This window comes from Corynebacterium sp. HMSC066C02 (assembly GCF_001814945.1).
GTDB lineage: Bacteria > Actinomycetota > Actinomycetes > Mycobacteriales > Mycobacteriaceae > Corynebacterium > Corynebacterium aurimucosum.
This window is the reverse complement of sequence record NZ_KV818446.1, coordinates 153,256-167,869: the sequence shown is the minus strand read 5'-3', so window position 1 is coordinate 167,869 and position 14,614 is coordinate 153,256. Positions and strand designations below refer to the sequence as shown.

General features: G+C 51.5%; 10 protein-coding genes and 1 pseudogene. 8 read left to right on the top strand and 3 right to left on the bottom strand.

What is annotated here, in order from left to right; all coding sequences use genetic code 11:
* Window positions 1-439, bottom strand: a pseudogene (locus HMPREF2996_RS04665) (IS256 family transposase); the annotation flags it as partial.
* 561 nt (window positions 440-1,000) lie between these two features.
* On the opposite strand from HMPREF2996_RS04665, the gene HMPREF2996_RS04660 reads away from it, so the two are divergent.
* The 8 genes from HMPREF2996_RS04660 to HMPREF2996_RS04625 all read left to right on the top strand — a co-directional run bounded on the left by HMPREF2996_RS04660 (window position 1,001) and on the right by HMPREF2996_RS04625 (window position 13,462).
* Window positions 1,001-3,451, top strand: a complete 2,451-nt coding sequence (locus HMPREF2996_RS04660) for a type I restriction-modification system subunit M (protein ID WP_070730359.1) — start codon at window positions 1,001-1,003, stop codon at window positions 3,449-3,451.
* Window positions 3,451-4,698 (top strand): restriction endonuclease subunit S, encoded by a 1,248-nt coding sequence (locus HMPREF2996_RS04655; RefSeq protein WP_083313782.1) that lies wholly within the window; start codon window positions 3,451-3,453, stop codon window positions 4,696-4,698. Before HMPREF2996_RS04660 ends, HMPREF2996_RS04655 begins: the two co-directional genes overlap by 1 nt.
* Window positions 4,688-5,401, top strand: coding sequence for a TIGR02391 family protein (locus tag HMPREF2996_RS04650; RefSeq protein ID WP_070730331.1), 714 nt, complete (start codon window positions 4,688-4,690; stop codon window positions 5,399-5,401). The genes HMPREF2996_RS04655 and HMPREF2996_RS04650 overlap by 11 nt, the downstream gene beginning before the upstream one ends.
* A complete protein-coding gene (locus HMPREF2996_RS04645; RefSeq protein ID WP_070730329.1) occupies window positions 5,398-8,484 on the top strand; it encodes a type I restriction endonuclease subunit R in 3,087 nt (1,028 codons plus the stop codon). The genes HMPREF2996_RS04650 and HMPREF2996_RS04645 overlap by 4 nt, the downstream gene beginning before the upstream one ends.
* Window positions 8,468-9,196, top strand: coding sequence for a M48 family metallopeptidase (locus tag HMPREF2996_RS04640; protein ID WP_083313781.1), 729 nt, complete (start codon window positions 8,468-8,470; stop codon window positions 9,194-9,196). The genes HMPREF2996_RS04645 and HMPREF2996_RS04640 overlap by 17 nt, the downstream gene beginning before the upstream one ends.
* Before the next feature lie 40 nt (window positions 9,197-9,236).
* Window positions 9,237-10,208 (top strand): HamA C-terminal domain-containing protein, encoded by a 972-nt coding sequence (locus tag HMPREF2996_RS04635; protein WP_070730327.1) that lies wholly within the window; start codon window positions 9,237-9,239, stop codon window positions 10,206-10,208.
* Window positions 10,208-12,865 (top strand): DEAD/DEAH box helicase, encoded by a 2,658-nt coding sequence (locus HMPREF2996_RS04630; RefSeq protein ID WP_168166677.1) that lies wholly within the window; start codon window positions 10,208-10,210, stop codon window positions 12,863-12,865. The genes HMPREF2996_RS04635 and HMPREF2996_RS04630 overlap by 1 nt, the downstream gene beginning before the upstream one ends.
* A 327-nt stretch (window positions 12,866-13,192) precedes the next feature.
* Window positions 13,193-13,462, top strand: a complete 270-nt coding sequence (locus tag HMPREF2996_RS04625; RefSeq protein WP_070730322.1) for an alpha/beta hydrolase — start codon at window positions 13,193-13,195, stop codon at window positions 13,460-13,462.
* Here HMPREF2996_RS04625 and HMPREF2996_RS04620 read toward each other — a convergent pair.
* A complete protein-coding gene (locus tag HMPREF2996_RS04620; RefSeq protein ID WP_070730320.1) occupies window positions 13,457-13,786 on the bottom strand; it encodes a transcriptional regulator in 330 nt (109 codons plus the stop codon). The genes HMPREF2996_RS04625 and HMPREF2996_RS04620 overlap by 6 nt on opposite strands.
* The gene (locus HMPREF2996_RS04615) at window positions 13,779-14,183 is read right to left on the bottom strand and encodes a hypothetical protein (protein WP_070730319.1); all 405 of its coding nucleotides are present in this window, start codon (window positions 14,181-14,183) and stop codon (window positions 13,779-13,781) included. The genes HMPREF2996_RS04620 and HMPREF2996_RS04615 overlap by 8 nt, the downstream gene beginning before the upstream one ends.
* Window positions 14,184-14,614 lie beyond the last annotated feature (431 nt).

The following is a 14,614-nucleotide window of genomic DNA, read 5'->3' as shown; positions in this document are numbered from 1 at the left end:
CCTAAGCTGGGGTTCCATTCGTTGTCGATGTGGGTATCGAATGTGGCAGGTCGCCCGTCTGGGTGGCCGCGTCGTTTACGTTCTTCTTGTGCCCAGGCTGCGCGTGCGGCTTTTTCTCCTTGGCGTCCGAAGTCTTGTTGCTTGGCTAACTCCAGTGGCGCTACCGGGTCTTCGGTGTGGGTGAAAAGCCACCAGTCCATGGTGATGCGCTGATGCTCATCGAACATGCCACGATGATTGCCCGCTAAGTCTTTGAGCTGTTTGTTGATGCCGCCTTCCAGCAGGTTTGTGGTGGCTTTTAAGTCCTGGGTGAAACCTTCAGGCGGGTCAAGGAAGGTAAATAGTTGTCCTGTGTGGATGAGTTTTCTAGCCGCTTTAATGCTCGGCGGGCGTTGCGGTGGGTGTACCACCATTTCTGGTTGTCCGAAATCAGTAGTGGACCTTAGACCGCTGTCGCCGATAGATGGCCCCTGCGCCCGTTCGAGATGGTAGCTCGCGAGCCCCTTCTGCCGAGGCAATATCATCCACCAGCGTTCCCCACTTGAGAACATCAACAACCCAGTCCACGTAACCATCCATGTCCGAGGTGTTATTAATTGCGTGCATGCAGTGGAATATATCCGTGACCCCATGTGGGCGAGCAGAATCTGCGTCTATCGGAGTAGGTAGGCCATGCGGCTGTCGCGGGAGGTGCGAACATTTGAGCGAGCGGCAGATGAAATGGCCAGCATGAGCTGGAGTGCTGCAAGGTTTCACAAAACTGCTGGTCAGGGTATAATTGCACCATTAGCATTTGCCCGCTCCCTGTTTCGCGAACTTGTCGAGAAGTATGAGCGGAATGGTTAACGGGTACTGCTCGACATTAATGTCTGGCGCGGTCAGTAATGTCGGTATCATCTAGAAGATAAGCCACGCTCTGTGGAGGAGACGAACAGTATATGATTTTAAGAGCCCAAAGTAAGAAGTTAGCAGTCAAGCTGCCGAAGGTGGTGGCGTGGTAGTGGCTCTTAAGAAATCTGATCTTTATAGCTCCCTCTGGAAGAGTGCCGATGAGCTGCGTGGCGGCATGGATGCCAGTCAGTACAAGGATTACGTCCTGACACTGCTGTTCGTGAAGTATGTCTCGGATAAGGCGAAGAGCGATCCTTACAGCCTCATTGAAGTTCCGGAAGGCGGATCATTTGATGACCTGGTTGCGCTAAAGGGCGCGACGGACATCGGTGAGAAGATGAACATCGCCATCCGTCGACTGGCTGAAGCCAATGATCTTCAGGGCGTTATCAACAACGCCGACTTCGATGACCCGAACAAGCTGGGCGAAGGTAAGGCGATGCAGGATCGCCTGACGAACCTTGTCAGTATTTTTCAGGACGTCGATTTCACCGGTTCTCGTGCCGAGGGCGACGACCTGCTCGGTGATGCCTACGAATATCTGATGCGCCACTTCGCCACTGAGTCTGGCAAGAGCAAGGGTCAATTCTACACTCCGGCGGAGGTTTCTCGCATCATGGCTCAGGTGCTGGAGATCCCAAAAGATGCCCCTCGCTCGACGACTGTCTATGACCCGACGTGTGGGTCTGGATCGCTTTTGATTAAGGTGGCTGACGCCGCGCCTAATGGCCTGTCGATTTACGGACAGGAGAAAGACAACGCCACCTGGGCACTGTCGCGGATGAACATGATCTTGCACGGCAACGAGACGCATGACATCCGTCAGGGTGACACACTCTCGGATCCGAAATTCCTCAAGGGCGAACAGCTACAGACCTTTGACTACTTCGTAGCCAACCCGCCGTTCTCAGTGAAGACCTGGAAGAACGGTTTCGACAAGGAATACGATCGGTTCGAGGGCTTCTCCGAGCCACCAGAGAAGAACGGTGACTATGCCTTCTTGCTTCATATGGTGAAATCCCTGAAGTCTGATGGTCGGGGAGCGGTTATTCTTCCCCACGGCGTGCTTTTTCGTGGCAACACCGAGGCGCAGATCCGTGAGGAGCTGATCAGGCGTGGTCTAATTAAGGCGATTATTGGGCTGCCGGCCAACCTGTTTTATGGAACCGGCATCCCGGCCTGCATCATTGTCATCGACAAGAAGAGAGCCACCAACCGGACGGGCATCTTCATGATCGATGCCTCCAAGGGCTTCGAGAAAGACGGGCCGAAGAACCGTCTGCGTCCTCGGGATATGCGAAAGATCATCGACACCTATCTTGCCGGCAACGACGTCGAGCGCTTTGCCCGGATGGTGTCGTTGTCGGAAATCTCTGACGCTAAGAACAACTATAACCTCAACATCCCCCGCTACATTGACACGTCTGAACCTGAAGACATTCAGGACCTGGAGGCTCACCTTAAGGGCGGGATTCCGAACCGAGATCTGGATGCTCTGGGTGAATACTGGGATGCTTTCCCGAACCTACGTGACGAGCTATTCCGACCTCTCCGCGAGGGATATTCAGAGCTCACAGTGCAGCCTGATCAGGTCGCCAAGGTGATTGAGGAATCAGAGGATGTTAAGGCTTTTACCTCGACTGTTTCCAAGGCTGTTGAGGATTGGTGGGGTTCTCACGGATCTCAACTGGAAACGATTGACTCGCAGACCAGGCCGCAACAGCTGATTGAGGATCTTGGTGATGACTTGCTGGAGAAGTTCCGGGGCCGTCCGCTGATCAGCGAGTACAGCATGTACGAGCAGCTGATGAGCTACTGGAATGACACCATGCACGATGACGTCACACTCATCGTCGGGTCCGGCTGGGTTGATGCTGCTCAACCGCGTGAAGCTCGGATCACTGGCTATGACAACAAGAAGAAGCCGAAGTACGAGGCTGCTGACCTGGTCTTCGGCACGGGTGTCAAGGCCCAGCGTTGGGTAACTGACCTGATTTCACCGGCACTGATCATCGATCGATATTTCGCCGAAGAGAAGGCCGAGCTTGATCGTCTTACTGCAGAGCAAGAGCGCAGCAGTCTGGAGTTACAGGAGTACATCGACGAGCACGCGGTCGAGGAAGGTCTGCTTTGGGAGGCTGTCAACGACGATGGCGGAGTGAAGTTGGGCGACGCGAGGAAGCGCCTCAGGGAAGCTAAAGCTGAGGGCGCAGAGGCTGAGAAGGTCTCCGCGCTCAATCATGCCGTGAAACTGTTTGCTGCTGAGACAGTGGCAAAGAAGGCCGCGAAAAACGCCGCCTTTGAAATCGATCAGCAGAGCTTTCAGGCCTACGAAGGTCTTCGAGATACGGATATACGGGTGCTAGTCATCGAGGATAAATGGGGTGATTCAATCCGGGAATCGTCAGATGTTGAAGTCGTAAAGACCATTCGGTCTCTCGCATTAAGGCTCAATACACTTGGTGAACGTTACTCCGAAACCCTTGAACAAATTATCGGCAAAACTGAAGAAGCTGATCGACGAGTTTGCGTTCATTTGCGGAACATGGGGGTCTTGTAATGGTTTCTTGTCATGAAGTTCAGAGGATTTCGGATTTTGCAGAAGTTAAGACTGGGCCCTTTGGCTCTGCTCTTCATCAGAAAGACTATAAAGCTACAGGGACCCCGATAGTCACAGTGGAACACCTCGGAGATAGAGGCATTATTCACCAAAATCTTCCTCTTGTGGGAACAGAAGACTTGAAGCGTCTTTCGACTTATAAGTGCCGTGAAGGAGACATCCTTTTCAGCAGGGTCGGGTCAATAGATAGAAACGCGATCGTCAAGGGAGAAGAAGATGGCTGGTTGTTTTCTGGGCGTCTTTTACGTGTGAGAGTGGACCAGGCAAAAGTAAACTCTGGATATCTCAGTCAAGTTTTTCATACTGAAAATTTCAAAGATAAGGTGCGGTCCGTAGCAGTAGGCCAAACCATGCCTTCTCTAAATACGCAGATTCTCGGCAGTTTGACTGTCGATTTGCCATCGCTTGATGAACAGAAGATTGTCGCAGGTAGGTTGAGTTCGGCTGATCAACTCATTGAAACTCTTGAACGCCTCATCTCAAAGAAGCAGGCAATCAAGCAGGGCATGATGCAGGAGCTGCTGACTGGTCGCAAACGCTTGCCGGGATTTACCAAACCTTGGAAGAATATATCAATTGCGAGACACTCCCATTTGAAGGCAAGAATTGGCTGGCACGGGCTCACGACCGGTGAATATCTCCAGTCGGGCAGCTATAAACTAGTCGGTGGCACTGATTTTAAGAATGCTAAAATAGACTGGAATTCAGCCGCTTTTGTGAGTAAATGGCGATTCGATCAAGATCGCAATATTCAACTTCAACCTGACGATGTCCTTATAACTAAGGACGGAACTATTGGTAAAGTTGCAATTGTTGATAATCTTCCTTTTCCGGCCACATTGAATAGTGGAGTTTTTGTAGTGCGACCGATCCGGGGAACCTACGAATCGAGGTTCTTGTATTGGCTGTTGCGTTCTTCAGTGTTCGAGAACTTCATTTCATCCCTAAGTGCGGGGTCAACCATTAATCATCTTTACCAAAAGGATCTAAATACTCTTACTTTAGATTTTCCAGAGGACTTTTCTGAACAGCGAGAGATTGCGAGTGTACTGGATGACGCTGACTCAGAGATCAGAGCCTTGGAGTCTCGCCTCGAATCAGCTCGCAATATAAAGCAGGGTATGATGCAGGAGCTACTCACTGGGAGAATCCGCCTTCCCGTAGGGGGCAAGCAAGATGAATATTGATTGGGCGCTAAAAGAGCTGCACACCTTCATCTATCTGACTGAGCGTGTTCCTCACCCAAGTCCTAGCGTCATAGGTAGCTTTCCGCGGGGGTCTAAAGCCGATATTGCTTCTCAGGCGCAAGTAGCCGAGAAGATTATGGATCGGGCTACTCCTGGCTGGCGCTCTGAGTTGACTGGGATTAAGCCGGGCACTTGGGATCGCCATTACGAGGCTGCAATCAGAGCTCAAGCACAGCTCCAACGGGCTGAAGAAGTCGCTCAGAATCTGGGAGAAAATGCTCCAGAGCTTTCTGCTGCGGAGCTGCACCCTTGGATCTGGGACGGAGCACAGTCGCTCTGGCAGTCAGGTCATTACCGTGAAGCCATCGGTGGTGCGATTCGCAAGCTGAATGCTGAGACGCAGAACAAGATCGGTCGTCGGGATGTTAGCGAAACAAATCTTTTCAAGCAGGCTTTCTCCACCGATCAGGCAAAGAAAGGAGCGTCTCGGCTACGACGAATGAAAGATGACGGCAGTGACACCTATAAGTCGGTTCAGCGTGGCGCTATGACATTTGCTGAAGGGGTCTTTGCTGGTATTCGAAACCCTCTTAGCCATGAAGCTGATCAAGAACTTACGGAGCAAGAAGCTCTAGAGTATCTCGCCGCCCTTAGCGTTTTGGCACGCTGGGTGGACGAATCCACCGTGGAGGCATCATCATGAGTCTGGTCGGGCAGCGTGAGCGTGTCACGCAGAATCGCGTCGTGGACATCCTGTCGAGTCAGCTCGGGTATGAGTATGCCGGGGATTGGAAGGATCGGGCCAACTCCAACGTTGAAGAAGAGCTGTTGCGCCAGAATCTGCTGGCACGTGGCTACGAGGAGGACTTGGTTCGACGTGCCATCGAGCAGCTTCGCAAGGCTGCTTCGCTGCCGACTGGTGGATCGCTATACGACGTCAACCGCAAGGTCTACAGCTTGCTGCGCTACGGCGTGAAGGTAAAGCGCAGCGCTTCTGAAAACTTCGAGACCATCTGGATTATCGACTGGGACAACCCGGAGGCTAACCACTTCGTGGTGGCTGAAGAGGTTTCGATCAAGGGCAGAAACACCAAGCGTCCAGATGTCGTGCTCTACGTCAACGGCATCGCTCTCGGCGTCATCGAACTCAAGCGTTCCAAGGTCAGCATCGGTGACGGCATCCGACAGCACCTCGGCAACCAGAAGGCAGATTTCGTTCGCCCCTTCTTTACCACTGTTCAACTGCTTTTTGCCGGTAGTGATGTTGAGGGCCTACGTTACGGCGTGATTGAGACTCCGGAGAAGTACTGGCTGGAGTGGAAAGAGCCAAGCGTGGTTGAGAACCATCTCGACCGTGGATTGCTCCAGATGGCGAACAAACAGCGCTTCTTGGAGCTGATTCATGACTTCATCGTCTTCGACTCGGGTGTGAAGAAGACGGCCCGACATAACCAGTACTTCGGTGTTAAGGCTGCTCAGGAGCGTATTGCTCGTCGCGAGGGTGGCATTATTTGGCACACTCAGGGGTCAGGCAAGAGCTTGACGATGGTGTGGCTGGCGAAGTGGATCCGGGAGAACCAGCGCGAAGCGCGTGTCTTGGTGATCACCGACCGGACTGAGCTCGATGAGCAGATCGAGAAGGTCTTTGCCGGTGTTGACGAGACCATCGAGCGATCGACGTCTGGCGCCGGCATGATCGGCATGCTGGGCCGGAACCAGCCATGGCTGATGTGCTCACTGGTGCACAAGTTCCGGGGCGATGACGAGAAGGATCAGGGCGACACCGAGGATTTCGTGCGTCAGCTCAAGAAACCTCTCCTTGAAGGGTTCAGCCCCAAGGGCAATCTCTTCGTCTTTGTCGATGAAGCTCACCGCACCCAGAGTGGCAAACTCCATAAGGCGATGAAGGAGCTGTTGCCGAACGCGATGTTCATCGGCTTTACCGGCACTCCGCTTCTCAAGAAGGACAAGGCCAAAAGTATCGAGACCTTCGGGTCGTACATCCACACCTACAAGTTCGATGAGGCCGTTGATGACGGCGTGGTGCTGGATCTGCGTTATGAGGCTCGGGATATTGACCAGCGGCTTATGAGCCCGGAGCGGGTCGATGAGTGGTTCAAGATCCACACCCAGGGCATGACCGACCTAACGAAGCACCAGCTGAAGAAGCGCTGGGCGACGATCAAGGAAGTTGAGTCGGCTGAGCCGCGAGCTCGGCAGATCGCCGCTGACATCCTGATGGATATGGCTAGAATGCCTCGCCTGATGGATGGTCGAGGTAATGCCATGTTGGTGTGTTCGAGTGTCTACCAGGCCTGCAAGTTCTATGACATCTTCAGCCGTAGTGAATTGGCCGGTAAGGTCGCGATCATCACGAGCTATGAGCCGAACGCATCCCAGATCTCGAAGGAAGACTCTGGGGCTGGCAAGAACGAGGAGATCGTCAAGTACGACGTCTACCGTCGGATGCTCGCTGACTACTTCCAGACCAATGCTGATGATGCCGTTAAGCGGATTGACGAGTTCGAGAAGGACGTCAAGGAGAAGTTCATCAATCATCCGGGTCAGATGAGGCTGATGATCGTGGTCGACAAACTGCTGACCGGCTTTGATGCTCCGAGTGCGACTTATCTTTACATCGATAAGAACATGCAAGATCATGGTCTTTTCCAGGCTATTTGTCGCGTGAACCGGCTTGACGGTGATGACAAGAAATACGGCTACATCGTCGACTACCGCGACCTGTTCAAATCTCTGGAGGATGCGGTTTCTGACTACACCTCCGAAGCTTTCGCCGACTACGACGAGGAAGATGTGGAAGGCCTACTCAAGGATCGTATTGAGCAGGAGCGTCAAGACCTGGACGAGGCTCTTGAAATGGTGCGTGCTCTGTGTGAGCCGGTGGCTCCCCCTAAGGGCACGTTGCAGTACCAGCACTATTTCTGCGCGATGGAAAGCGGCAGCGCAGAGCAACTCAAGGCTAACGAACCTAAGAGAGGGGATCTGTACAAGGGCGTGACAAGTCTGGTACACGCCTATGCCAACTTGGCCAACCGTATGAGTGAGGCTGGATACTCGGAAAGTGAAGCTGCATCAATCAAGTCTCAAGTGAAACACTTTGTTGATGTGCGCGACGAGGTGAAGCTTGGAGCCGGTGAGAATGTTGACCTCAAGCAGTTTGAGGCCGGCATGCGTTCTCTACTGGATACTTATATCCAGGCAGACGCATCGCGAAACCTTGCGACTTTTGACCAAGGGCTCGTGCAGCTCATTGTCGAACATGGAGTTGGGGCTTTAGAGAAACTTCCGGAGAACATCCGAAAGACCCCGGAGGCTGCGGCTGAAACCATCGTCAATAACGTCCGTAAGACAATCGTTGACGAGCAGGCCATGAACCCGAAGTATTACGAATCTATGTCTACTTTGCTCGATGCACTGATTGAGCAGCGTCGTGAGGCTGTGATCGACTACGAGGAGTATCTGCTTAAGCTGGTTGAGTTAACCCAGCGTCTCGCCAAGGGCGAATCTGATAGGAAATTCCCTGACTGGGCCAAGACGCCTGCTCGACGGGCCCTGATCGACTTCGCGTGGCCGAAGAATATCGAGGTCGACGTCGAGCGGATTTACGCCACGATTCAGCGCAACAAGGAGCATGGCTGGTCTGGAGACAAGAAAAAGCAGAAGTCTTTGATGCGTACTCTTGCACTCAACTTCCCTGGGCTCTTAGATAAAACGCAGATGGAAAGTCTGCTCGATCAACTGAAAAAGCATGATGAATTCCGCTAGTTCTTACCTCACTGTTTCCGGCTTTGATGTTGAGCTGGTCTACAAAGACATCAAGAACATGCATTTGTCGGTGTATCCGCCGATGGGTCGTGTTCGGGTAGCTGCGCCCGCTCGGTTAGATGAGGACACCATTCGTCGGGCTATCATACAACGCCTGCCATGGATTCGGCGGGAACGAAATCGTCTCCAGAACGCTAACCGGCAATCCAAGCGACAGATGGTCTCCGGGGAGAGCCACTATGTCTGGGGTAAGCGATATCGTCTGGATGTTTCGAGGCACAGCGGGAACCCAAAGGTTGTTCTCTCAGGAGATATTCTCTGGCTCTATTCCCCGGAAGGGTCGACGCCAGAGGATAGGTTTGGCATTCTTGATCGCTGGTACCGCCGGGAACTTAAGGCAGTACTGCCGGCTCTGGTCGAGAAGTGGGAGTCTGTCATGGGTGTGAAAGCTAATCGGGTCACAGTTAAGCGGATGAAGACTAAGTGGGGTTCATGTAACCCTGATAGCCGGAACATCTGGATCAACCCGGAGCTAGCAAAAAAAAATCCTCGGAGTCTGGAGTACTTAGTGGTTCATGAGCTGGCGCACCTGGTAGAGCGGAGTCACAACTCGAGATTTGTGGGGGTGATGGATCGACACCTCCCGGACTGGCCTACGCGGCGAGACGAACTCAATGGGGCACCCCTAGCCGCAGAAGAATGGTCGGAATGAACCCTCGTCAATTTCGACAAATCAAGAGAGGAGAAAGCAAATGAGGGGCGATGCCATCTTGAATGTTATAGGTCCAACATTAAAACAGAACACTAGGTTTTCCGACCTCTTTTATGATTCGGTCGACATCGATATCAACCCTAGAACTGAATGCAAACTATCCGTTTTACGGATAGAAAGTGGCGAATTTATCCTAGACGAAATGTTCGACTATCTGTCGAAGGCTAGCATTGGCTACGTCCTATCAAGGAGAGAATACGAAAGGTATCTTGCTGATTTGGCCATCGATCCGAATAACGCCATGGCCTGGGCGGAGGATATTAAAGCAAAGTTTCAAGAGCCGAACGCTACAAATGGCGAAGGCGGCGAAATGATCCTGTATGCACTACTTGAAGAGGTTGTCGGTGCTCCAAAGATTCTAAGTAAAATGGAAATCAAAACCAATAACAAAATGCCAGTATTTGGCGCGGATGGATTACACCTACTCAGAGTGAGAGATGATGAATACCAACTAGTGTTTGGCGAGTCAAAAATGCATGGAGATCTTGGTGGTGCAATTTCGAAAGCCTTTGAATCAATGAGTAGTGTGAAGGATACTTCATTTAGAGACGATACGTCACTGGTATCCAGTCAACTAATGAAAGAGGCTGTTAATGATGAACAGCTCAAAGCGCTAGAAGCTATTCTTATTCCAGAACCGGGTGCGACTCAGCGTATTAAGCTCGTCAATTCTTTTGGTGTTCTAGTGACCTTTGATCTTGACGTCGACGACTTCGATCTTTCTCTACATGACGATGACCAAATCGAGACCGAATTTAGAATCCGGGCGCAAAATGCGGTACAGGCAAAAACCAATGATATTCAGAAGCAGATTCGGAAGTATCAGCTTGGTGCAACAAATTTCCATATATTTGCTATGCCCTTCTTGAAAAGAACAGTCGGAGCAGAGACGCACGGTGTCGACAAGGTGCGTAAAGATCTTCAGCAACGACTTCGGTGGGGGAAGGGATGATGTCGAAAGATACTGAAACTGTCGCTACGAGACTTGGTAGAATCATTCTTGCGAGGCCCGACTACGTTGACTTGGTTCAACGAGCAGAAGCCATCGTTGCGGAGTATTTTCTTACTCATAAAATCACTGATGAGCCTTTGCATCGCCTCATTGCACCTGGTCTACGGTTCGCGGATATCCTCTCGCATTCAGACAAGGCCGAGCATCGTGAACGTGCATACGCCTTAATTGCAATGTTTCAAGAACTTAAAGAACAGCAACAACTAGATGCTGAATCACTCCAACGGCTAGAAGCATTTTCCATTGCTGTGTTCTCGGTTCTGGGAAATTTTCCAGGACTTCGCAAGCTAGAGGAGTCTGATGAGAGCGACGGTTACCAAGTTCCAGCTGAGCGGCTATTTGCTCGAGGCTTCAAAGAATTTCACCAAAGAACTTCTGACAGGTCGAGCGTACTAACGGATGCTCAATACGAAATTGCAACCGCTATGGAGTGTGTGGATTTCTACAGTTTCTCTGGGCCAACGTCGCTTGGAAAATCATTTGTAATCAAGAATTTCTTGAAAGCAGAGGTGCAAAAACCACAGCTCGCAGATGCTTGTGTGATCTTCTTGGTCCCCACAAATGCGCTTGTCGCCCAAACGGCAAACGACTTGAGAAAACTACTGGAGGCTCTTCCTACGGTAAACGTAGCCATATATCCAGATCAGCCAGAGATAATGAAAAGGCTTTTTGCGACCACCGTATTTGTGTTTACTCCAGAACGGCTGATTCGCTTCCTCAATGCGCCGAATCGCTCCATCAAGCTACTTATTGTTGACGAGGCCCATAAAATCGTAGCGGAGAATGACTCGCGCAGCCCCCTCTTCTACTATGCAATCGATGAAACCGTTCGAAGCTTTGCGACTAAACTAATCTTCTCTTCGCCGAGCTTGAGCAACCCAGAGCTCTTTCTTGAGCTTTTCGGAAAATCTACTGGCGGAAGCATGGTTGTGCGAGAGCGGACAGTCACCCAGCAAAGATTCTATGTAGATTTCATTGATAGAGAGGCGTCGTATTTCTCGTCGGACTTAGAATCTGAACGGATACTCGTTGAGTCAGTAGATCAAATGTCTTGGGCTCCTGACGAGGCAGTAAAGTTTTGGGCGAATGGGGCTAAGTCACTCGTTTACGCAAATACTCCCTCTAAAGTGGTCAATCATGCCCTCTCATTCGCTGGGGAAGAGAATGTAGAAATCTCTCAACAGGTCCATCGACTTATTGAACGGATTGGTAGAGAGATTCATCCACAATACTACCTCATTGATGTACTTAAGCGAGGCGTTGCTTTTCATCATGGGAAAATGCCGGTTGCGATCCGAGAGGACATTGAAAGCGTATTTAAGAGTGAAACATCTGGGATCGACTTTCTATTCTGCACGTCGACGCTCCTTGAAGGAGTGAACCTTCCTGCAAAGAACATATTTATCCTCACTGATAAATACGGGGGAGGTCGTAGTTCTTTCGGAAAGCTAGACTTCGAGAACTTGGCAGGCCGTGCAGGTAGGTTAACTGAAGACTTTCAAGGCAATGTCATTTGCATCAGGGCAGATGACGCGACATGGAAGGATCCCGACCTGCAGATTCCGATAACATCCCCGATCGAGGTAACGAGCTTTATGGTACCTCCCCCGGAGTCGAAGGGAAGAAAAAATTATACCGATATCGCTAAAGTCCTTCAGGGGAGATCGGTCAGTGGGACCAGGAGCGATCGGCAATCCGCCGAGAAATATGCAACGATTTTACTGGCTCAAACTCAAAAGAGTCATGCCTCGCTTCTTTCGCAGAACTTCAATGAAAAGGTGAAAGATGGGTCTAAACTTCTCAAAGAGGTCAACGATTCACTTGAAGTGAGTGTAGATACTGTACGACGTTCTCCCGAAATTGAACCTCTAACTCAGGACCGCGTATATCGACTTTTAAAGAATTCTGGGGATCCGTACGTTATAAGTTCTGTTGAGGAAATATCTTTTGATAGCATCTTAAGGATGCTTGACACTCTGAATAGAGTGTACGACTGGAAAGACAAAGAGTCTTCAGGTAGTCGCGACCTATTTCGGAAGAATGCAGATGACGCAGAACGTGTCAGGCGGCTTAAGTACTGGGCAAGCTTAACTCACCATTGGATAAAAGGTCTTCCGGTAAGCGCATTGATTTCTCGGTCAATTGCTTACGCAGAGAAGTCAGGCGTAATTTATGGCGCGGGAGGTGGGAATCCCTACCAAAGATCTGTTTTTGATCCGAATTCTAAAATTCATATCAATCACATTATTGACGAAACCCTCAGCAATCTTGAGTATGGTGTAGGATTTCGAATTCCTATATATTTGAAGAATTACTACGACATTTGTGTCAGTCTATTGGGCGAGGAGAATGCCGGACTTGATCTTTCTGTCTTGATTGAGTTTGGCACCACTAGCCCGGTAGGGATAGAGCTTCAGCAAATCGGATACACGAGAGACTCTGCATCTGAACTTTGGAGGAAAGGACCTCAACACCTTCAGTTGTCTGTAGAGGGAAAAATTGCGCATCTAAATGTGGAGGCGATCACTCTCGATCAGAATCTAAGTGACGAGCTCCGAGAGGAGACGATTCACTTACTGGGGACAAGGGTGTCTTAGGACTGGTCTCTTCCGGATTGATAGCGATTCTGTCGAACTATAGTGATCGGGTCCGGAGCCTCTCCCTCGCTTGTTCCAGCACGCGACTCGATCGACCAACTGCTAAAGTCCCATCTGAGACCTGTGCGACCCGTCTCGTCGTGTAAATAGCGCCCGCTTTGCTCGCTTCACGATGGAGCTGTCTCCAAAGTGGAGTAATCTCCCCTCGGACACCGCCTGGATTTTCGACTTAGATTTTATCTCATTAACCCTGGTAGATTAGTAGTTTTGAAGTGTTCGACGGCGCTTGGCAGTACCTCGTATATGTTGCGTGATGATTGGTGTCATATGCGAGTTTTGGTACCGGTGTTCTGGGAACTCGGTACTGTCGTGTTCCGGGTAGTTGGACCTGCTGTCAAACCCCACATCGCTCACGCAGAGGTCTTCGTGTCCACTAATGATGTCCTGGTGGACCCTTCCCTCACGCAGCAGCTTGCCGACGCCCTCTCGGCCGCGCCCATCACCATCCACGGCGCTGGACATTTCCTTGAGAGTGACGGCTATACCGAGTTTCCACAGCTGGGGGATCGCATAGCGCAATGGCTGCGCAGCCTATAGGCCCTCAGTCATGGCTTTGAGCGCCTTCACGTGCTGCACGTAAGCTTGTGCGCCTGCCTCAGTAAGCGTGACCCACACGGTGTCCTTGGCGCGGGTAGAACCGTACTCTCGGGCGCGGCTAATATAGCCGCAGCCTTCGAGGTGCTTTAGCTGCTTGGAAAGCGTATCGGCGGGGAGCTCGGTCAACTCGGCGAGCGTACTGTACTTCATTTGCCGGTCTCCGGTGGCGCCAGCGGAGTAGAGTGTAGCGCAGATCTTGAGTCGTTTAATCGGGTGGATAACTGGATCCAGCTCAGGGGATTGGTTGGGTGCGTCCTTAGGCATTTGATCCCTTTATGGCCGCGTTGCGGTTCTCGTAGAGCATCCAAGCCATCGCTGCGGAAACGACGACCCCGCTGGTGATCATCCATGGCCATGTATCAGGTGTCGGCGTGGTGGAGAAAATCATTGCGGCGGGAAGCAGTACGCGTGACCACGTGGCGCGATCGTTCCTTGGCCCCATGTTGGGATTGGGGCGAACAAAAGGGTTCGCGAGTTTGTCCTTGAGGAGGTAGCCGAGAATGAAGGTCGGTAGGAGGATTGCGAGGGTGTACCACCACGACAGCTTAGAGAATGCGAGGCTACTGCCGATGCCGAGCGCTACAAGTGCTACCGCCCACCCGCTCTGCTTCCAAGCTGTGCGCTGTTGAACCTCTCCAATGACTTTAAGGTCGCTGTTCATGATGTGCCTCCTTTACTTGCATCTAGTGCAAGTGTAACGCTTGCACTAGATGCAAGTAAAGGGGCGTGGCTTCTCGTGACATCTGAGTGGTCTGGTTTTACCCCATACCGGTGTGCATCTTCGGCGAGGTGGACGGGAGGGGCGGTGGAGTACCAGGGGGTGGACCAGTGGCCAATTGGTCTAAGTCCTACCGGTATGCCTTTTCTGGCCATACACTGCAGGTACGACGCATTCCCGACAGAAAGGAGAGCGGATGGCGGAAGTTGAAAATCATCACTATCGCCGACGCGACTCTAGCAGATAATACAAGGCGGCATCGCCATAATCCACAACTTCTTAAAGCCAACACTCGAGCGAAGTAGGAGCCTTGCATCGCATGCTGTTAGCGCACGTGTCCTCCCGAACCTCCAGCGATGACTAACTAGTGCTCC